This window comes from Micromonospora sp. WMMD1076, assembly GCF_029581475.1.
GTDB lineage: Bacteria > Actinomycetota > Actinomycetes > Mycobacteriales > Micromonosporaceae > Micromonospora > Micromonospora aurantiaca.
Window position 1 is genome coordinate 5,342,626 of sequence record NZ_CP120862.1, and the last position, 17,931, is coordinate 5,360,556.

The 17,931-nt window shown below is 73.8% G+C and carries 20 protein-coding genes; 9 read left to right on the forward strand and 11 right to left on the reverse strand.

Annotated elements, in window-relative coordinates:
- Positions 1 to 263: 263 nt before the first annotated feature.
- Positions 264 to 512, forward strand: coding sequence for a DUF2630 family protein (locus O7622_RS23975; RefSeq protein WP_013287422.1), 249 nt, complete (start codon positions 264 to 266; stop codon positions 510 to 512).
- Between the two features lie 51 nt (positions 513 to 563).
- On the opposite strand, the gene O7622_RS23980 is transcribed toward O7622_RS23975, so the two are convergent.
- The 3 genes from O7622_RS23980 to O7622_RS23990 all read right to left on the reverse strand — a co-directional run bounded on the left by O7622_RS23980 (position 564) and on the right by O7622_RS23990 (position 3,266).
- Complete coding sequence (locus O7622_RS23980) at positions 564 to 1,493, reverse strand: RIO1 family regulatory kinase/ATPase (RefSeq protein ID WP_282310447.1); 930 nt, start codon at positions 1,491 to 1,493, stop codon at positions 564 to 566.
- 223 nt (positions 1,494 to 1,716) lie between these two features.
- Positions 1,717 to 2,361 carry an HAD-IA family hydrolase gene (locus O7622_RS23985; RefSeq protein WP_282310448.1) on the reverse strand — a complete coding sequence of 215 codons (645 nt, stop codon included), beginning with the start codon at positions 2,359 to 2,361 and terminating at the stop codon, positions 1,717 to 1,719.
- A 59-nt stretch (positions 2,362 to 2,420) separates the two neighbouring features.
- Positions 2,421 to 3,266 (reverse strand): carbon-nitrogen hydrolase family protein, encoded by an 846-nt coding sequence (locus O7622_RS23990; RefSeq protein ID WP_282310449.1) that lies wholly within the window; start codon positions 3,264 to 3,266, stop codon positions 2,421 to 2,423.
- Between the two features lie 104 nt (positions 3,267 to 3,370).
- Between O7622_RS23990 and O7622_RS23995 the strand changes: the two genes are divergently transcribed.
- The 6 genes from O7622_RS23995 (at position 3,371) to mug (ending at position 7,695) form a co-directional block, all read left to right on the forward strand.
- The gene (locus O7622_RS23995; RefSeq protein WP_282310450.1) at positions 3,371 to 3,943 is read left to right on the forward strand and encodes a TetR/AcrR family transcriptional regulator; all 573 of its coding nucleotides are present in this window, start codon (positions 3,371 to 3,373) and stop codon (positions 3,941 to 3,943) included.
- 104 nt (positions 3,944 to 4,047) lie between these two features.
- Positions 4,048 to 4,965 (forward strand): TIGR04222 domain-containing membrane protein, encoded by a 918-nt coding sequence (locus O7622_RS24000; RefSeq protein WP_282310451.1) that lies wholly within the window; start codon positions 4,048 to 4,050, stop codon positions 4,963 to 4,965.
- Positions 4,962 to 5,780, forward strand: a complete 819-nt coding sequence (locus O7622_RS24005; RefSeq protein WP_282310452.1) for a DUF692 family multinuclear iron-containing protein — start codon at positions 4,962 to 4,964, stop codon at positions 5,778 to 5,780. The genes O7622_RS24000 and O7622_RS24005 overlap by 4 nt, the downstream gene beginning before the upstream one ends.
- A complete protein-coding gene (locus O7622_RS24010; RefSeq protein ID WP_282310453.1) occupies positions 5,777 to 6,223 on the forward strand; it encodes a hypothetical protein in 447 nt (148 codons plus the stop codon). The genes O7622_RS24005 and O7622_RS24010 overlap by 4 nt, the downstream gene beginning before the upstream one ends.
- 31 nt (positions 6,224 to 6,254) lie before the next feature.
- The gene (locus O7622_RS24015; protein ID WP_282310454.1) at positions 6,255 to 7,016 is read left to right on the forward strand and encodes an SDR family oxidoreductase; all 762 of its coding nucleotides are present in this window, start codon (positions 6,255 to 6,257) and stop codon (positions 7,014 to 7,016) included.
- A gap of 58 nt (positions 7,017 to 7,074) precedes the next feature.
- Positions 7,075 to 7,695, forward strand: coding sequence for a G/U mismatch-specific DNA glycosylase (mug, locus tag O7622_RS24020; protein ID WP_282310455.1), 621 nt, complete (start codon positions 7,075 to 7,077; stop codon positions 7,693 to 7,695).
- Positions 7,696 to 7,712: 17 nt separating this feature from the next.
- On the opposite strand, the gene O7622_RS24025 is transcribed toward mug, so the two are convergent.
- The 3 genes from O7622_RS24025 to O7622_RS24035 all read right to left on the reverse strand — a co-directional run bounded on the left by O7622_RS24025 (position 7,713) and on the right by O7622_RS24035 (position 10,866).
- Positions 7,713 to 9,695, reverse strand: coding sequence for an ABC transporter ATP-binding protein (locus tag O7622_RS24025; RefSeq protein WP_282314206.1), 1,983 nt, complete (start codon positions 9,693 to 9,695; stop codon positions 7,713 to 7,715).
- Positions 9,696 to 9,827: 132 nt separating this feature from the next.
- Positions 9,828 to 10,595, reverse strand: coding sequence for an enoyl-CoA hydratase/isomerase family protein (locus O7622_RS24030; protein ID WP_282310456.1), 768 nt, complete (start codon positions 10,593 to 10,595; stop codon positions 9,828 to 9,830).
- 43 nt (positions 10,596 to 10,638) lie between these two features.
- Positions 10,639 to 10,866 carry a helix-turn-helix domain-containing protein gene (locus tag O7622_RS24035; protein ID WP_007072022.1) on the reverse strand — a complete coding sequence of 76 codons (228 nt, stop codon included), beginning with the start codon at positions 10,864 to 10,866 and terminating at the stop codon, positions 10,639 to 10,641.
- 350 nt (positions 10,867 to 11,216) lie between these two features.
- Between O7622_RS24035 and O7622_RS24040 the strand changes: the two genes are divergently transcribed.
- Positions 11,217 to 11,819 (forward strand): cadmium resistance transporter, encoded by a 603-nt coding sequence (locus O7622_RS24040; protein WP_282310457.1) that lies wholly within the window; start codon positions 11,217 to 11,219, stop codon positions 11,817 to 11,819.
- Positions 11,820 to 11,942: 123 nt separating this feature from the next.
- Here the strand turns inward: O7622_RS24040 and O7622_RS24045 are convergent, their stop codons facing one another.
- Positions 11,943 to 13,550: an ABC-F family ATP-binding cassette domain-containing protein gene (locus tag O7622_RS24045; protein ID WP_282310458.1), complete on the reverse strand. Its 1,608-nt coding sequence runs from the start codon at positions 13,548 to 13,550 to the stop codon at positions 11,943 to 11,945.
- Between the two features lie 247 nt (positions 13,551 to 13,797).
- On the opposite strand from O7622_RS24045, the gene O7622_RS24050 reads away from it, so the two are divergent.
- Complete coding sequence (locus O7622_RS24050; RefSeq protein ID WP_282314207.1) at positions 13,798 to 14,712, forward strand: neutral zinc metallopeptidase; 915 nt, start codon at positions 13,798 to 13,800, stop codon at positions 14,710 to 14,712.
- Positions 14,713 to 14,782: 70 nt separating this feature from the next.
- On the opposite strand, the gene O7622_RS24055 is transcribed toward O7622_RS24050, so the two are convergent.
- The 4 genes from O7622_RS24055 to O7622_RS24070 all read right to left on the reverse strand — a co-directional run bounded on the left by O7622_RS24055 (position 14,783) and on the right by O7622_RS24070 (position 17,921).
- Positions 14,783 to 15,994, reverse strand: a complete 1,212-nt coding sequence (locus O7622_RS24055; protein ID WP_282310459.1) for a hypothetical protein — start codon at positions 15,992 to 15,994, stop codon at positions 14,783 to 14,785.
- A gap of 165 nt (positions 15,995 to 16,159) precedes the next feature.
- On the reverse strand, positions 16,160 to 16,798 hold the full coding sequence (locus O7622_RS24060; protein WP_282310460.1) for an acVLRF1 family peptidyl-tRNA hydrolase: 639 nt from the start codon (positions 16,796 to 16,798) through the stop codon (positions 16,160 to 16,162).
- Positions 16,799 to 16,960: 162 nt separating this feature from the next.
- The gene (locus O7622_RS24065) at positions 16,961 to 17,353 is read right to left on the reverse strand and encodes a LysE family transporter (protein WP_282314208.1); all 393 of its coding nucleotides are present in this window, start codon (positions 17,351 to 17,353) and stop codon (positions 16,961 to 16,963) included.
- Positions 17,354 to 17,489: 136 nt separating this feature from the next.
- Positions 17,490 to 17,921 (reverse strand): metal-sulfur cluster assembly factor, encoded by a 432-nt coding sequence (locus tag O7622_RS24070; RefSeq protein WP_282314209.1) that lies wholly within the window; start codon positions 17,919 to 17,921, stop codon positions 17,490 to 17,492.
- Between the last annotated feature and the right edge of the window lie 10 nt (positions 17,922 to 17,931).

The window sequence follows — 17,931 nt, forward strand, 5'->3', positions numbered from 1 at the left end:
TGAACGCTCCCTCGGTTGACTCAGGGTCGCGACTCCGTATCGACCCGTGACGTTGCTCGCGAGCATGCCATCCTGAACGGCAGATCAAAAGGCAGGTCGGAGGATATTTCGCGTAACAACAATCTCTTTGTCGATAATGGAGTCCGTGGGATATGCGTCACCCGCGTACACAGTGGCCGTTGCGGAGAGCGAGCAACGCTCACCTCTGCGCGGACGGCGGCAGAACGCGGGCGCGGACCCGTCCGCTGTGCCAAGCTTCGGGCATGGACGACAAGACCATCCTCAGCCGGATCTCGGAACTCGTCGACGAGGAGCACCGGCTGCGTGCCGACGCGCAGCAGCACGAGGCCGGCACCGACGACGAAGCGCGGGAGCGGCTGCGCGCGCTGGAGGAGTCCCTGGACCAGTGCTGGGACCTGCTGCGCCGCCGCCGGGCCGCCCGCCAGGCGCACGGCGACCCGGACGCCCAGGGCGAGCGCCCGGTGCCGGAGGTCGAGCGCTACCTCCAGTGACCCCGACCGGACCGGCGTCCCGGGCGGTCTCCCGCCCGGGACGCTCGTCGGTCAGCGGATGCCTGCCTCCCGCAGCAGCGCCTCGGTCAGCGCCACCGGGTCGGTCACCGTCGCGGGCATCCCGCGGGCGGTGAACCAGGCGGCCACCACCCGCACGTCGCGGGCCAGGAAGTCGGCCCCCTGCGGGTTCGCCACCACGTCGACCACCTGCGGCAGGTCGATCATCACCAGCCGGCCCGCGTGCACCAGCAGGTTGTACGGGGACAGGTCGCCGTGCGCGTACCCGGCCCGGGCGAGCACCGTCAGCGCCTCCACGAGCTGGTCCCACAGGTCACGCAGCTCGTCGTCGTCGGGCCGGACCTGGGCCAGCCGCGGCGCGGCCTCCCCCGCCTCGGCGTCACCGACGAACTCCAGCATCAACTCGGTGCCGAGCAGCTGCACCGGGTAGGGCACGGCGATCCGCCCGGAGGCGGCCCCGATCTCCCAGAGCTGGGACAACGCGGCGAACTCGGCCGCCGCCCACTGCCCGGCGATCATCTGCCGGCCGAACGCGGTGCGGCCGGTCATCGCCCGCATCTCGCGGGACCGGCGCACCCGGCGGCCCTCCAGGTAACCGGCGTCCCGGTGGAACAGCCGGTGCTGGGCGTCGCGGTACCGCTTGACCGCCAGCAGGCACGCGCGGCCGGTGCCCGGCACGGCGCGGCGGACCAGGTGGACGTCCGCCTCCTTGCCGGTCTTGAGCACCCCGAGCTCGGTGTCCCGGGCGGCCAGTTCGGTGACCAGCCAGTCCGGGCGCGGCTCGGGTCCGTGGACGGCCTGATCCCAGGAGGACCAGGCGTCCTCCGCCTCGGGCTCGGCGTCCGGGTCGGTGAGGGTCGGCGGGGTGTGCCGCCCCCGCTTCAGGAAATCGGGTTCGTCGTCGTCGAAGCGGCTCTTGCCGCGGCCACGGCGCTGCGGCGCCGGGAAGTCGTGATCGTGCACGGGTGGATCTGTCCTTCGATCGAGGCTGGTGGAGGCAGGTGGTACGACCCTGCGAAAACGGCCATGACCGACCTCCTCTCCTCGACCGGGCACACCCCGGCTGCGCACCCGCGCGGCACCATGCTCGTGCCCCGCCCGCAGCGGGTCAACGGGTTTTCCGAGCGGCCGCCGCGTCGCCGCCTTGTCGCTGCGCCGCCGCCCGCGCTGCCGCCGCCCGCGCCGGTCAGCCGGCCAGGACGGCCGCGACGGCCGCGATCAGACCGTCCTCGATCCGGGTGGGCGCGAACCTCGGGTCGGACCAGCGGCGTCCCCGGTGCAGCCAGACGCTGGGCAGGCCCACGGCGGTCGCGCCGCCGATGTCCGCCTCCGGACTGTCGCCGACCACCCACGCGCCGCGCAGCGGCATCCGGGCCCGCTGGGCGGCGAGCGCGAAGATCCTCGGGTTCGGCTTGCTGACCCCCGCCTCCTCGGAGATCACCCAGTCGGCGATGTACCGGTCCAGGCCGGTCTTGCGGATCTTGGCGTCCTGTTGACGGGACGCGCCGTTGGTGACCACCACCGGCACCCAGCCGGCGTCGGCCGCGATCCGCAGCGCGCAGGCCACCAGCGGATCGAGCCGCATGTGGGCCACCACGCCGTCGTGCAGCTCGTCGACCAGGTCGATCGAGGGGATGCGCAGCGCGTACCGGTCGCGGATCGCATCCGCCACGTCCCACCTGTTGGTCAGCCCGTCCGCGTCCACGGACACCAACCAGTCGAGGTCGGCCCGGGGCGCGCCGATGCCGTCCAGGAAGCGTTCTCCCCAGGCGCGGAACGGCCCGTCGCGGTCCAGCAGGGTGTTGTCCAGATCAAGCAGGAGCAACGGCACCTGGGCACCCTACGGGAACGGCCGGAGCACCGACAGGGCCCAGGGCTCCGCCACGGCGATCAGGCCACGAGGACGGCGCGATCCGCCCCGGCGTCGAGCGGGCGGTCCAGCAGCATCGTGTGCTCCGCGCGGGTGGCGGCCAGCGCGTCCGGGTCGAGCGTGGCCACCAGCACGTCCTCGCCGGTGTCGGCGCCCCGGGCCAGCGGCCGGCCCTCCGGGTCGTACACCGCCGCGCCGCCGTTGAACCGCCACGGATCGGTGCCGCCGACCGAGTTGGCGAACACCACGTACATCGTGTTGTCCAGCGCCCGGGCGGCGTAGTAGAGGTCGCGGCGGTGCGCCGAGCCGGCCAGGTAGCCGCTCGGGCAGAGGTAGCCGTGTGCGCCGTCGGCGGCGGCGGCCCGCGCGTGCTCCGGGAAACAGCCGTCGTAGCAGACGCCCAGACCCAGCCGCCACGTGTCGACCTCGATCGTGGCGCCCCGGCGTCCGGCGTCGAACAGCTCCCGCTCGCCGTTCCAGAGCTGCTGCTTGTCGTACGCGGCGGTGACCGTGCCGGCCGGGTCCACGACGAGCGAGGAGATGGTGCGCCGCCGGTCGGGGTGGCGGACGGCGGCGCCGATCACCACTGCCGCGCCCGCGTCGGCGGCGGCGGAGCGCAGCGGGTCCAGCCGGGCGTCGGTCACCCGGCCGTCGGCGTCGGCTGCCACGTCCGTGGCCTCCGGATCGGCGCCGAGCGTCGGCGGGTGGTACGCCGGCAGGAACAGCTCGGGCAGCACGACGACGCGGGCGTCCCCGGCCCGGCCGACGAGGCGGGCGGCGGCGCGGGCGTTGCCGGCGACGTCGCCGGGGACGGGCTGGGCCTGGACGGCGGCGACTGTGAGCGGGCGCGCGGGGATGGCGGTCACGCGCCGATCGTAACCGCCAGGCGGCGGCAGACGATCAAGCGTGGGAGCATCTCAAGCCGTACGTACGGTTTGCATCGGCCGGTTCCACCTGCGACGATCCGTTCGTGCCCAGAGTAAGTCAGGACCAGCTCGACGCGCGCCGACAGGAGATCCTCGCGGCGGCGCGGGCGTGTTTCGCCCGGCACGGCTACGAGGGCGCCACCGTGCGGCGGCTGGAGGAGGCCACCGGCCTGTCCCGGGGCGCGATCTTCCACCACTTCCGGGACAAGGACTCCCTCTTCCTCGCCGTGGCCGAGGACGACGCCGCCGCCATGGTGGAGACGGTGGCCCGCAACGGCCTCGTGCAGGTCATGCGCGACCTGCTGGCCCGGGCCGTCTCGCCGGACACCACCGGCTGGCTCGGCAGCCAGCTGGAGGTCTCCCGCCGGCTGCGCACCGACCCCGCCTTCGCCAAGCGCTGGGCGGAACGTTCCGAAGCCATCGCCGGGGCCACCCGGGAGCGCCTGCTGCGCCAGCGCGAAGCAGGCGTCCTCCGCGACGACGTGCCGATCGACGTGCTCGCCCAACTCCTGGAGCTGGCCTACGACGGGCTGGTGCTGCACCTGGCGATGGGCCGCCCGGCCGGCGACCTGGCCCGGGTGCTCGACCTGGTCGAGGAGGCCGTCCGCCGGCACTGAACCGGCACCGGTCTCGGTCCGGTAACTACGCCCCTCCAGGAGATCGGCTCTGGCGCGCCTGCTCCACAATGAGCCGCGACCCCTCCTCGCGACAGGAGCAGACGATGACCCCCTCCGACACCTGGGGCATCCCCGGCCCCGTATTCCTGCGCTGGTACCTCCTGCTCGCCGTCGTCCTGGTCATCGGTGCGATCGTGTACCGGCGGCGCATGCTGGCGGGCACGCCGGTGACCGCGTACGGCGACCTGGGTCCGCAGCAGGTCGCGTACCTCAACGGTGGCGACCAGCTCGCCGTCTGGGCCGCGCTCGGCGGGCTGCGCCACTCCGGCGCGGTCGGCGTACGACCGGACCGGCGGCTCGCCACCGGCGGCCCGCTGCCGGCCGGGGCCACCCCGCTGGACCAGGCGGTCCACCACGCGGCGAGCCGGGGTCTGCGTACCCGGGACCTGGCCGCCGACGAATGGGTCCGGCGCGCGCTCGACGACCTGCGCGACGGCCTGGTACGCCGGGGCCTGGCACTGGACCAGGAACGGCGCCGGACGCTGCGGCGCGGCGCGCTGCTTGTCGGATTCCTGCTGGCGATCGGCATCGTGCGCGCGGTCTCCGGCCTGCTGAACGACCGGCCCACCGGCTGGCTGCTGCTCAGCCTGTTCCCGCTCGGCCTCGCGTTCGTGCTGCTCAACCGCGTGCCCTGGCGTACCCGGGCGGCCACCGCCGCGCTGAACGACATGCGCCGCCGGCACACCTGGCTGCGGCCGGCGGCCGGGCCCGCGTACGCGACGTACGGCCCGACGGAGGTGGCGCTGGGCGTGGCGCTGTTCGGCACCGCCACGCTCTGGACCATGGACCCGGGCTTCGCGGAGCAGGCCGAGATCCAGCGGCAGGCGATGGGCAACGCGGGCGGCGCCAGCTCCGGCAGCTCCTGCGGCGGCGGGGCGACCGCCGACGGCGGCAGTTCCTGCGGCGGCGGCAGCTCGTGCGGCGGGGGCGGTGGCTGCGGCGGAGGCGGGTGCGGCGGATGACCGGGCCGTCCGGCGTGGGCATCGGCTGGCGCCCCGAGATCGCCGGGTTCGTCGCGGGGCTGCCGGGGCTGCGCTTCGTCGAGGTGGTCGCGGAGGCGGTCGCGCCGGTCGCGCCGCTCCCGGACGGGCTCGCCGAGCTGCGCGAACGCGGCGTCGACGTCGTACCCCACGGGGTGCGGCTGTCCCTCGGCGGCGCGGAGCCGGTCGACAGGGCCCGGGTGGCGCACCTGGCCGGGGTGGCCGCGGCCCTGGACGCGCCGCTGGTGAGCGAGCACATCGCGTTCGTGCGGGCCGGCGGCCTGGAGGCCGGTCACCTGCTGCCGCTGCCGCGCAGCCGCGAGGCGGTCGCGGCGGTGGTGGCGAACGTCCGGCGGGCGCAGGCGGAGCTGCCGGTGCCGCTGGCCCTGGAACCGATCGCGGCGCTGTTCGACTGGCCGGACGACGAGCTGGACGAGGGGGACTTCCTCACCGAGATCCTCGACGCCACCGACGCGCTGCTGCTGCTCGACGTGGCGAACGTGCACGCCAACGCCCGCAACCGGGGCGGCGACCCGGCCGCGCTGCTGGACCGGCTGCCGCTGGAACGCATCGCCTACGTGCACGTCGCGGGCGGCGCCGAACACGGCGGCTTCTACCACGACACGCACACCGATCCGGTGCCCGAGGCCGTGCTGGACCTGGTCCGCGAGCTGTGCGCCCGGCGCCGGCCGCCCGCGCTGCTGCTGGAACGCGACGGGCACTACCCGCCCGCCGCCGAGCTGCGCGGCGAGCTGGACGCGCTGGCCGCCGCGTCCGACCACCCGGCGGTCACGTGAGCGGCGACCTGGCGGCCCGGCAGGCCGAGCTGGTCGCCGCGCTCGTCGCCGGTGGACCGCTGCCGCCCGGCTTCACCCCGGCCCCGGTCGAGGCGGCCCGCCGGGCGCTGCTGCGCAAACGGGCCGGTGACGTCGCCCGGCACTGGCCGCTGCTCGCCGCCGGCCTCGGGTCCGCCTGGCCGGCCACGTTCACCACGTGGGCCGACGGCCGTCCCACCAACGGGTCGCTGCGCGACGGCTGGGACCTGGCCCGCGACCTGCGCGACCGGGACGCGCTGCCGCCGCTGGGCACGGAGGAACTGGCCGTGCGCGAGGCCGCGAGCCGCTACGACGGCCGCCGCCCGCCCCGGCCGCGCCGGCTGCCGGCCCTCGCCCGCGTCGGCGGCGCCGTCGCGGTCCAGGTCGCCGGCCGGGTACGCCTGGTGCGGCCCGCCCCGCGCTGACAGGCACCCGCCGGTACGGCAGGATCGATGCATGGATCTCGGACTCGCCGACCGGGTGTACGTGCTCACCGGTGCCTCCGGCGGCCTCGGCTTCGCCACCGCCGAACACCTCGTCGCCGACGGCGCCCGGGTGGTCATCTCCGCGCGTACCCCGGAACGGGTGGCCGCCGCGATCGAGGCGCTCGGCGACCCGCAGCGGGCCATCGGGCTGACCGCCGACCTCGCCGACCCCACCACCCCGGAGCGGCTCGTCACCGCCGCCCGCGAACACTTCGGCCGCCTCGACGGCGCGCTGATCTCGGTCGGCGGCCCGCCGCCCGGCACCGCCGCCACAGTCACCGACGAGCAGTGGCGGGAGTCGTTCGAGACGGTCTTCCTGGGCGGCGTCCGGCTCGCCCGTACGGTGGCCGGCGCGCTCACCGGCGGCGGCGCGATCGGGCTGGTGCTGTCCACGTCGGTACGCGGACCGCTGCCAGGTCTCGGCATCTCCAACGGCCTGCGGCCGGGCCTGGCCGGCGTGGCCAAGGACATGGCCGACGAGTTCGGCCCGCGCGGCGTACGCGTGGTCAGCCTGCTGCCGGGACGGATCATGACCGACCGCAACCGGGAGCTGCTGGCCGGTTCCGGCGATCCGGAGCGGGCCCGCGCGCAGGCCGAGGCGGCGATCCCGCTCGGGCGCATCGGCGACCCGGCGGAGTTCGGCAGGGTGGCCGCGTTCCTGCTCTCCCCGGCCGCGGGGTATGTCACCGGGATCACCGTTCCGGTCGACGGCGGCGCGCTGCGCGGGCTGTGACGGTGGCGGCGGTGGTCGGGCTTCCCGTGGCGGGCCGGTCACCCGGGACGGCGGGCCGGTGAGCGGTCGACGGCGGCCGGGCGGTGGGCGGCCCGAGGCCGCGCCCGGACCGGGCACGCCCGCCCGCAGCCACCCCCGGCCCAGCCGCGAGCAGCTCGCCGCGGCGGCCGACCGGCTGCTGCCCGACGTGATCGCGCCCGGCCTGGACGTGCTGTTCGTCGGCATCAACCCGGGCCTGTGGTCGGCGGCCACCGGCTGGCACTTCGCCCGGCCGGGCAACCGGTTCTGGCCCGCACTGCACCGGGGCGGCTTCACGCCGCGCCTGCTGCACCCCAGCGAACAGGACACGCTTCCGGCGCTGGGCCTCGGCATCACCAACATGGTGGCCCGGGCCAGCGCCCGCGCCGACGAGCTGACCGCCGGCGAGCTGGTCGACGGCGCCGCCACGCTCACCGCCAAGGTCGAGCGCTACCGGCCGCGCTGGGTGGCTGTGGTCGGGGTGACCGCGTACCGGATCGGGTTCGCCCGGCCGAAGGCCGGTTTCGGGCCGCAGCCGGAGACGCTCGCGGCGGCCCGGCTCTGGGTGCTGCCCAACCCGAGCGGCCTGAACGCCCACTTCACCCCGGAGACGCTCGGCGCCGCGTTCGCCGAACTGCGCGCCGCTGTCGTCGCGGGTTAGGGCGCCTCGTCGGTCCGCTAGTTGGCCGCCGCCGGGGGCATCACCTCGTGGGCGACGTAGGTGCCCATCGGGACGGTGGTCACCACCGGCTCGGGCTGCTCCGCCTCCGCGTACGGGGCGGGCGAGTCGGTGACCGCGAACTGCGTGCGGTACAGCTCGGCGTACAGGCCGCCGACCGCCACCAGCTCGCCGTGCCGGCCGCGCTCCACGATCCGGCCCTCGTCGAGCACGAGGATCTGGTCGGCGTCGCGCACCGTGGAGAGCCGGTGCGCGATCACCAGCGCGGTACGCCCGGCCAGCGCCACCGACAACGCCCGCTGCACAGCGGCCTCGCTCTCCGAGTCCAGGTGGGCGGTGGCCTCGTCGAGGATCACGATCGACGGGGCCTTGAGCAGCAGCCGGGCGATGGCGATGCGCTGCTTCTCGCCGCCGGAGAAGCGGTAACCCCGCTCGCCCACAGTGGTGTCGAGCCCGTCGGGCAGCGCCCGAACCAGGTCGGCCACCTGCGCGCCGGCCAGCGCCGCCCAGATCTCGTCGTCGGTGGCGCCGGGCTTGGCGTAGCGCAGGTTCTCCCGGATCGTCTCGTGGAACAGGTGCGAGTCCTGGGTGACCACGCCGATCTCGTCGCGCAGCGAGGCGAGCGTCGCATCTCGTACGTCGACGCCACCGACCAGCACCTGGCCGTCGCTGACGTCGTAGATCCGGGAGATCAGCATGGACAGCGTCGACTTGCCGGCGCCGGAGGGGCCGACCAGGGCCACCATCTGCCCCGGCTCGACGGCGAACGAGACGCCCCTGAGCACCGGTTCGTTCACCGTCCGGTCGAGGGTCGAGACCTCCTCCAGGGAGGCGAGCGACACCTCGGCGGCACTCGGGTAGCGGAACCGCACGTCGCGGAACTCGACCCGGCCGGTGCCGCGCGGCACCGGCACCGCGTCGGGCTTCTCGGCGATGGGCGGGCGCAGGTCGAGCACCTCGAAGACCCGGTCGAAGGAGACGAGCGCGCTCATCACGTCGACCCGGACGTTGGACAGCGCGGTCAGCGGGCCGTAGAGGCGGGTCAGCAGCAGCGCCAGCTTGACCACGGTGCCGGCGCTGACCGCCCCGGTGACCGCCAGCCAGCCCCCGACGCCGTACGTCAGCGCCTGGGCCAGCGACGCGACCAGCAGCATCGCGACGAAGAACGTCCGCGAGTACATCGCGGACTGGATGCCGATGTCGCGTACGCGCTCGGCCCGGCGGGCGAACCGGTCGGCCTCCACCTCCGGCGCGCCGAACAGCTTGACCAGGAGCGCGCCCGCGACGCCGAACCGCTCGGTCATCGTCGCGTTCATCTTGGCGTCGAGGTTGTACGACTCGCGGGTGATCTCGGCCAGCCGCCGGCCGACCCGGCGGGCCGGGATGATGAAGATCGGCAGCAGCACCAGTGCCAGCACGGTGATCCGCCAGGACAGCACGAGCATCGCCCCGGCGGTGAGCACGAGCTGGATGACGTTGCTGACCACGCCGGACAGCGTCGAGGTGAACGCCCGCTGGGCGCCGAGCACGTCGTTGTTGAGCCGGCTGACCAGGGCGCCGGTCTGGGTGCGGGTGAAGAACTGCAACGGCATCCGCTGGACGTGGTCGTACACCCGGGTGCGCAGGTCGAGGATGATGCCCTCGCCGATGCGGGCCGAATACCACCGCTGGACCAGGGAGAACAGCGCGTCGGCCACGGCGAGCCCGGCGATGATCAGGGCGAGCCGGACGACCGTCGAACGGGCGTCCGCGCCGCCGCCGGCGATCGCGTCGATGATGTCGCCGGCGAGCAGCGGCGTGGCCACGCCGATCACCGCGGCGATGACCACGGTGATCAGGAAGACGACGATGTCGCGGCGGTAGGGCCGGGCGAACGCGACGATGCGCCGGGCGGTGCCGCGCTTGAGTTCGTGGGCGGAGACCTCGTCGCGGTTACGCAGCGACCGGAGCATGCTCCAGCCGCCCATGCCGCCGCCGGCCATCGGGTGGGACACTCGTCACCTCCGGGTCGTCGGGGCAGCATGAACCGTCGGAGTCCATTCTCCCGACGCCTGCGACAACCTCGCGAGTAACCCGGATCTTCCCGAGCGGTCCTTACCAGATCGCCGTACCGGCTATTCGCCCCGCCCGGCCAGGTCCCGGATCCGCCGGGTCTGCGCCTCCCGCTCGGCGCGCTGCTGCTCGGCGTGCGAGCGGCCGGCCGCGCCCGCGAGCAGCGCCTTGATCTCGACGATCGCGTCCCGGTTGTTGGCGAGCAGCCCGGCGGAGAGGTCACGCACGGCGCCGTCCAGCTCGTCGTTCGGCACCACGAGCGTGGCCAGGCCGATCCGGTCCGCCTCGGCGGCGTCCATCCGCCGGCCGGTGGCGCAGATCTCCAGCGCCCGGGAATAGCCGACCAGCTCGACCAGGCGGCGCGTGCCGGCCAGGTCGGGAACCAGGCCGAGGGTCACCTCGGCCATCGAGAGCTTCGCGTCGGCGGCGAGCACCCGCATGTCACAGGCCAGCGCCAACTGGAAGCCGGCGCCGATGGCGTGGCCCTGCACCGCGGCGATCGACACCACGTCCGGCCGGTGCAGCCAGGTGAAACCGTCCTGGTACCCGGCGATCCGGTCGGCGCACTCCGCCTCCGGCATCGCGGCCAGCTCGGCGAAGGAGCCCGGCCCGGTCGCACCGGCGACCGCCAGGTCCAGGCCGGCGGAGAAGGCGCGCCCCTCTCCGCGTACGACGACGACGCGCACGTCGCCGGGCAGGTCGCGGGAGAAGTCGCTCATGGCGCGCCACATCGCCGGGGTCTGGGCGTTGAGCACGTCGGGCCGGCACAACGTCACCGTCGCGACCGGCCCGTCGCAGTCGAAGCGCACTCCGGTCGTCTCGGCGGTCACCGGACGCCCCGGAACGCACTGATGGACGACGCTGGGGGGCGGGTCACGCCTTCTTCCGGCGCCGGGCGCCGCCGCGCTGCCGCAGCTGCACCCCGGACTCGGTGAGCACCCGGTGGATGAACCCGTAGGAACGGCCGGTCGAGGCCGCCAGAGCACGGATGCTCTCTCCGCCGGTGTACCGCTTTACCAGGTCTTTGGCGAGCGTCTGACGCTCGGCCCCGACGATCCGGCGACCCTTCTCAGTGCTGGTGGCTGTGCCGGTGGCTGCCATACTGATTCCTCACGTCCCAGACTGTGCGGTTCGGATACGGTCCCACCTATTAGACCGCCTCGAACGATCATGCGCCAGATATCAACTATTCGCCAACCGACACGCTACGCAATGTCAGCTTCCCGATAGAGTGATCCTTCCGGCCGGCTGATCCGTACCGCCCCGCCGGACGAACCCGTCGCCGCATCCTCCCGCATGATCGACACCACTTCCCCGAAGTGGCTGCATCGCCGCGCTCCGGACACCTCCACTTCGGCGAGCTGGTGTGGATCATGCGGATGACGAGTGCGCGGGGAAGGCGGGGGCGGGGAGGCCAGGCGGACGGGTGAGCGGGCCGTATCGTGCCCGGGGTGTTCGACGTGATCACGGCCGCGGCGGGTGCGGCCGGCGTGTTCGCCGCCACCAACCTCGACGACGTCGTCGTGCTCACCGTGCTGTTCGTGGCGGCGCGGCAGAGCGGCCGGCCCCGGCCGTGGCAGATCGTCACCGGGCAGTACGCGGGCATCGGCGCGCTTGTCGCGGTCGCGGTGGTGGCCGCCGCCGGGCTGCTCGTGGTGCCGGACCCGTGGCCGGGCCTGCTCGGATTGCTGCCGGTCGCGCTCGGCGTCCGCGCGTTGCTGACCCGGCGCGACGACGACGAACCACCGGCGGTGGTCGGCAGCCTGCTCGGCGTCACCGGGGTGACGATCGCGAACGGCGCCGACAACATCGCGGTCTACGTGCCGGTGTTCCGCGCCCTCGACCCGGTCACCGGGCTGATCTGGCTGCTGGTGTTCGCCGTGCTGGTGGCCGTGTGGTGCGCGGTCGCCGCCGCGCTCGGCGGGCACCCCCGGGTGGTGGCGCTGGTCGGCCGCGCCGGCCACTGGCTGGTCCCGGCGATCTTCATCGCCATCGGCGCAACCATCCTGCTCACCTCCGGCGTCCTCCCCCACCTGGCAGCCCTACTGACCTGACCACCCACCCACCCACCCACCGACCCCACCCGCCCCACCCCGTCGATCATGAAGTTGACGGCGATCTGGATCTCCAGAAGTGCCGTCAACTTCATGATCGACCGGCGAGAACGAGGGGGCGGGTCAGGCCAGCTCTACCAGCTCCAACAGGTCGTCGGACCAGGCGTCCTCGTCGCCGTCGGGCAGCAGGATGGCGCGGTCCGGCTTGAGCGCGGTGACCGCGCCCGGGTCGTGCGTGACCAGCACGATCGCGCCCGGGTAGCGGGCGATCGCGTCGAGCACCTGCTCGCGGCTGACCGGGTCGAGGTTGTTCGTCGGCTCGTCCAGCAACAGCACGTTGGCGCCGGAGCAGACCAGCGTGGCCAGCGCCAGCCGGGTCTTCTCGCCGCCGGAGAGCACACCGGCCGGCTTGTCCACGTCCTCGCCGGAGAACAGGAACGCGCCGAGGATCTTGCGCAGGTCGGTGTCGGTCTGGTCGGACGCGGCGCTACGCATGTGCTCCAGGATCGTCCGGTCCACGTCGAGCGTCTCGTGCTCCTGGGCGTAGTAGCCGAGCCGCAGCCCGTGCCCGGGGCGTACCTCGCCGGTGTCCGGCTCCAGCAGCCCGCCGAGCATCCGCAGCAGCGTGGTCTTGCCGGCGCCGTTGAGGCCGAGGATGGCCACCCGGGAACCCCGGTCCACCGCCACGTTCACGTCGGTGAAGATCTCCAGCGAGCCGTACGACTTGGACAGGCCGGTCGCGGTCAGCGGCGTCTTGCCGCACGGCGCGGGGCTCGGGAACCGTACCTTCGCGACCTTGTCCGCGACGCGGACCTCGTCCAGGCCGGAGAGCAGGCGCTCGGCGCGCCGGGCCATGTTCTGCGCGGCGACGGTCTTGGTGGCCTTGGCCCGCATCTTGTCCGCCTGCGCCATCAGCGCGCCGGCCTTCTTCTCGGCGTTGGCCCGCTCCCGGCGGCGGCGGCGCTCGTCGGTCTCCCGCGCCTCCAGGTACGCCTTCCAGCCCAGGTTGTACGTGTCGACGACGGACCGGGTGGCGTCCAGGAACCAGACCTTGTTGACCACCGCCTCCAGCAGCGAGGCGTCGTGGGAGATCACGATCAGGCCGCCCTTGTGGTTGGCGAGGAAGCCGCGCAGCCAGGTGATCGAGTCGGCGTCGAGGTGGTTCGTGGGCTCGTCGAGCAGCAGGATGCCGCCGCCGTTCTCGCCGGCGTCGCGGAACAGGATCCGGGCCAGCTCGATGCGGCGGCGCTGACCGCCGGAGAGCGTACCGATGGTCTGCGCCAGGGCGCGGTCGGGCAGGCCGAGGTTGGCGCAGATCCGGGCCGCCTCGGCCTCGGCCGCGTAGCCGCCGAGCGAGGCGAACTGGTCCTCCAGCGCGCCGTAGCGGCGGACCAGCCGCTCGTCGTCGGCACCCTCGGCGAGCTTCTCCTCCAGCTCCTTCATCTGCGCCATGAGCACGTCCAGGCCGCGGGCGGAGAGCACCCGGTCCCGGCCGGTGACGTCCAGGTCACCGGTACGCGGGTCCTGCGGCAGGTAGCCGATGGCGCTGCGCCGGTCGATCTGGCCGCCGTACGGCTGCCCCTCCCCGGCGAGCACCTTGAGCGTGGTGGTCTTGCCGGCGCCGTTGCGGCCGACCAGGCCGATCCGGTCCCCCGGCTGCACCCGCAGGGTGGTGTCGGACAGCAGGATCCGGGAACCAGCGCGCAGTTCCAGGCCGGTGGCAGTGATCATCTCGGAGTACTCGCTCTCGGGTCCGGAAGGGCTGATTCAGGGCACGCGAAAGCGCCGGCGGGTGGTGATTTCCCGTCGGCGCGGGGCCGTTCAGCCTTCGCAGCGCAGCACGGGGGCAAGTGTACCGGGCCCCGTGGGACCTCTCCCCCGGATTACCGTGCAAGATCATCGGGTACGGAAACCGCCGTCCGGACCCGGTCCGGTACCGCAACCACCACATACGGACACATCGGTGATCGGGGTCAACATGGAGCTGAACGAGAACGCGCGGGTCGACACCAGCCAGGTGGACGACCGGCGAGGGTCCGGCGGAGGCGGCGGGATGGGCATTCCGATCCCGATCGGCGGCGGCCGGGGCGGGATCGTGGGCATCGTCATCGCCGTGCTCGTCGCCCTGGTGGGCGGCGGGTTCGGCCTCAACGCCGCCACCAACGGCGGCGGTTCCGAGCAGGGCGACAACACCTCGCTGGAGCAGAAGTGCTCGGCGCAGGACGCGCTGAAGCAGCTCGACTGCCGCAACGCGCTCTACGTCAACTCGATCCAGGCGTACTGGCGTACCGCCATGCCGGAGGCGTTCGGCGAGCAGTACCGGCCGTCGAAGACGGTCTTCTTCAGCCAGAACGTGAGCACGGCCTGCGGCGCCGCCGACTCGGGCGTGGGCCCGTTCTACTGCCCGGCCGACGACCTGGTCTATATCGACCTGAGCTTCTACAAGCTGCTCGCCGACCAGCTCGGCGCGGAGGGCGAGTTCGCCCAGCCGTACGTGCTGGCCCACGAGTACGGCCACCACGTGCAGGACCTGCTCGGCACCGAGGCGCAGATGCGCCGCCAGCAGCAGCGCGACCCGCAGAGCGCGAACGCGCTCTCGGTCAAGCTGGAACTCCAGGCCGACTGCTATGCCGGGGCCTGGGCGAAGAACGCCACCGGCACCGCCGACGACAAGGGGCAGAAGATCTTCACCAGCATCACCGAGCAGGACATCTCGCAGGCCATCGACACCGCCGAGAAGATCGGCGACGACGCGATCCAGCAGCGGTCCGGCCGGCCGGTGAACCCGGACGAGTTCACCCACGGCAGCTCGGAGCAGCGCAAGCAGTGGTTCACCAAGGGCTTCACCACCGGCGACCCGAAGTCCTGCGACACCTTCGGTTCGGGGGCCTGAGCCACTCCGCGCATCGGCCCGCACCGCCGACCTGGTCGGCGGTGCGGGCCGACGTCGTCGTCCGGGCCGGTCAGGCCGGCAGGGTCACCTGACCCGGGGTGGACCGGTTGGCAGTCGTCCCGTCGCCGAGCTGGCCACCGCTGTTGTCACCCCAGCACCACAGGCCGCCGTCGGTGCGGATCCCGCAGCCGTGGTCGGTGACCGCGAGGCCGCCGGTCCAGGTGGCGGCCGTGCCGACCCGGGCGGGCGCGGACCGGTGGGTGGTGCTGCCGTCGCCCACCTGTCCGGCCGAGTTCTTGCCCCAGCACCACAGGCTGCCGTCCGTACGCGACGCGCAGGACGTGTCGCCGCCGGCGGCGATCCGGCTCCACGTGGTGACGGTGCCGATCTGCACCGGCGCGGTGCGGTACGTGCCGCTCACGCCGAGCTGCCCGTATCCGTTCTCGCCCCAGCACCACAGCGCGCCGGAACGGACCCCGCACGTGTGCGCGTATCCGGCCGCGACGCCGGTCCACCCGGTCGTGGTGCCGACCTGCGCGGGCGCGGTCTGGGGCGCCAGGTTGCCCAGGCCGAGCTGACCGTCCGAGCTGGACCCCCAGCACCAGAGCGTGCCACCGGTCCGGATACCGCAGGTGTGCCCGAAACCGGTCGAGACGCTCACCCAGTCGGTAGCCGTGCCGACCTGCAACGGGCTGTTCGCGACGTACGGCGAGGCGCCGACGCCGAGCTGCGCGGTCCGGTTGAATCCCCAGCACCAGAGCGTGCCGTCGGTGCGGATCCCGCAGGTGTGCGAGGGGCCGGCGTCGACTCCGGCCCAGGTGGTGGCGGTGCCGACCTGCACCGGGGCGCTGCGGCTGGTGGTGGTGCCGTCGCCGAGCTGGCCCCGGAAGTTCGAGCCCCAGCACCACAGCGTCCCGTCGGTGCGGACCGCGCAGGTGTGCCCGGAGCCCGCGTCGACGTTCGTCCAGGTGGCGGCGCCGACCCGCGCCGGGGCGCCGCGGTTCGTGGTGGTCCCGTCGCCGAGCTGGCCGCCGTAGTTCGAGCCCCAGCACCACAGTCCCCCGTCGGCGCTGATCGCGCACGTGTGCGCGCCGCCCGCGGTGACGCTGGTGACTGCGGGCGCGGCGAGCGCGGCGCGCTGCACCGGGCTCGCGTTCGCCGTGCCGGCCGTCAGTGTCGCGGTGAGCACGAGGCTTCCGGCGCTCATCGCCGCCGCCGCGACGAGGAGCCTCGTCGCACGGCGCCACCGGGCCCGCAGCCGGCCGTCCTGATATCCGCTCATGAAGGTGTTCTCTCCCAACGATGTCGGTGCGTGATGGCGGAGGCGAAGCCGGCCCTGCGGGTCGCCCGGAGACCCGCCGCTTCGTGACACCGACCTTATGCATCGAGCCGATTCGATGCATCATCGACGAGCGAGATTGCGCCGTCTTGAGGTGATCTTTCCTGTTCAGCGGACCAGGATGTGGACCGCCCGGGCGGCGGCGACTGCGGCCACCAGCACCGCGTGCCGGGGTTCCGGCACGTCGAGCAGGCGCGGCGCGCGCAGCGCCGCGAGCGGGGCCAGCCGCCGGTCGGCCAGGACCGTGTCCACCGCACGCCGGTCGCCGCCGCACACCAGCGCCGCCAGCGTGCCCGCCTCCGGCAACAGCAGGCGTACGGCCAGCTCGGCCGCGTCGCCCAGGGCGGCCTTCGCCTGGTTGTCGCGCCGCCTGGCGAACCGCTGCTGGGACCAGCCGCCCGCCGCGGTACGCCCCTGCACGTACCGGGTGTCCACCTTGGAGACCGCCAGATCGGTGCCGTCGGCGACGCCGACCGCGACCGCGCCCTTGCGGGCCAGGAGCAGACCGAGCCGGCGGGCCGCCGTGGCGGAGGCGACGAATCCGGGTACGTCCGCCGACGCGCCCGCGCCGGGCGGCGTGTGCAGCTCGGCGGTGGCGTCGTCCGGGGCGGTGAGCAGGAGGCCGTACTCCTGGACGGTCGTCGCCGGCGGGCCGTGCCGGCCGGTGAAACCCTCGACCCAGCGGGCGACGCGGCCGGGGTCGACCTCGACCCACCGGCCACCCCCGGCGGCGGGTCGGCTGCTCATGGCCCGACGGTACGCGGTCACTGTGACCGGGTGGTCACCCGGGGCCGCCGTGGTGGTGCCGCCGACAGTCCAGGTACGCGCACCCGGGCGGGAGTCCGTCGCCGAGATGCTCGCGACGGCCGGCGGCGTACGTGGGCCGACGTGTCGGGCCGTCCCCATCGGTCAGACGCCGAGCACAGTGGCGACCGCGAGAGCCGCGATGATGACGCTGGACAGCAGCGCGGTGCCCCGCCGCCCACGGGGACCGGTGAGGGCCCGGCCGATCAGCGTGCCGCCCCCGGCGATCAGCAACTGCCAGCCGGCCGACGCGAGGAAGACCCCGCCGGTGAAGGCTGCCGCGCGCGCCGGGCCGGAGCCGAGCACGTCACCCCGGCCGGGGACGAGCGCCACGAAGTAGACCACGGTGGCCGGGTTGAGCAGGGTCAGCGCGAGGACCGCGGCGAACGCGCCGAGCACCGCCGCCGAACCGACCCGGAACGAGGTACGCGCGCTGAGCCCGAGGATGAGGATCGCGATGGCGCCGACCGGGATGGCGACGCCGGAGCCGGCGACCAGGCCGGCGAGGGCGCTGTCAGGTCACCTTGATCGACACCACTCCCCCGATGTGGCGGCATCAGAGCCACTCCGACCACACCACTTCGGCGTGATGGTGTCGCTCAAGGTACGCCCGTGGCGGTGACCGGGAGGACTGTCAGACGTTGAAGCCGAGCGAGCGGAGCTGGTCGCGCCCCTCGTCGGTGATCTTGTCGGGGCCCCACGGCGGCAGCCACACCCAGTTGATCCGGATGTCGTCGACCAGGCCGCCGCCGGGACCGGTGGTCAGCGCCTGCCGCGCCTGGTCCTCGATCACGTCGGTCAGCGGGCAGGCCGCCGAGGTCAGCGTCATGTCCAGAGTGGCGACGTTCTCGTCGTCGACGTGGACGCCGTACACCAGGCCGAGGTCGACCACGTTGATGCCCAGCTCGGGGTCGACGACGTCCTTCATCGCCTCCTCGATGTCACCGATCGCGGCCTTGCCGCCGGCCGGCGTCGCCGCACCCGCGGCCGCGCCGTCAGCTCCGTTGACGGCCGCGCCACCGGCAACCGTGCCGTCGGTCGCCACCGCACCGGTCTCCGAGGTCATGTTCTCGTCG

Excerpts from the sequence above, each read along its gene's own strand:
- O7622_RS23975 (WP_013287422.1), top strand. The coding sequence starts at position 264 with ATGGACGACAAGACCATCCTCAGCCGGATCTCGGAACTCGTCGACGAG.
- O7622_RS24015 (WP_282310454.1), top strand. The coding sequence starts at position 6,255 with ATGGATCTCGGACTCGCCGACCGGGTGTACGTGCTCACCGGTGCCTCC.
- O7622_RS24055 (WP_282310459.1), bottom strand. The coding sequence starts at position 15,994 with ATGAGCGGATATCAGGACGGCCGGCTGCGGGCCCGGTGGCGCCGTGCG.
- O7622_RS24025 (WP_282314206.1), bottom strand. The coding sequence starts at position 9,695 with ATGGCCGGCGGCGGCATGGGCGGCTGGAGCATGCTCCGGTCGCTGCGT.
- O7622_RS24060 (WP_282310460.1), bottom strand. The coding sequence starts at position 16,798 with ATGAGCAGCCGACCCGCCGCCGGGGGTGGCCGGTGGGTCGAGGTCGAC.
- O7622_RS24050 (WP_282314207.1), top strand. The coding sequence starts at position 13,798 with ATGGAGCTGAACGAGAACGCGCGGGTCGACACCAGCCAGGTGGACGAC.
- O7622_RS24005 (WP_282310452.1), top strand. The coding sequence starts at position 4,962 with ATGACCGGGCCGTCCGGCGTGGGCATCGGCTGGCGCCCCGAGATCGCC.
- O7622_RS24000 (WP_282310451.1), top strand. The coding sequence starts at position 4,048 with ATGACCCCCTCCGACACCTGGGGCATCCCCGGCCCCGTATTCCTGCGC.
- O7622_RS24045 (WP_282310458.1), bottom strand. The coding sequence starts at position 13,550 with ATGATCACTGCCACCGGCCTGGAACTGCGCGCTGGTTCCCGGATCCTG.
- O7622_RS24035 (WP_007072022.1), bottom strand. The coding sequence starts at position 10,866 with ATGGCAGCCACCGGCACAGCCACCAGCACTGAGAAGGGTCGCCGGATC.
- O7622_RS24070 (WP_282314209.1), bottom strand. The coding sequence starts at position 17,921 with ATGACCTCGGAGACCGGTGCGGTGGCGACCGACGGCACGGTTGCCGGT.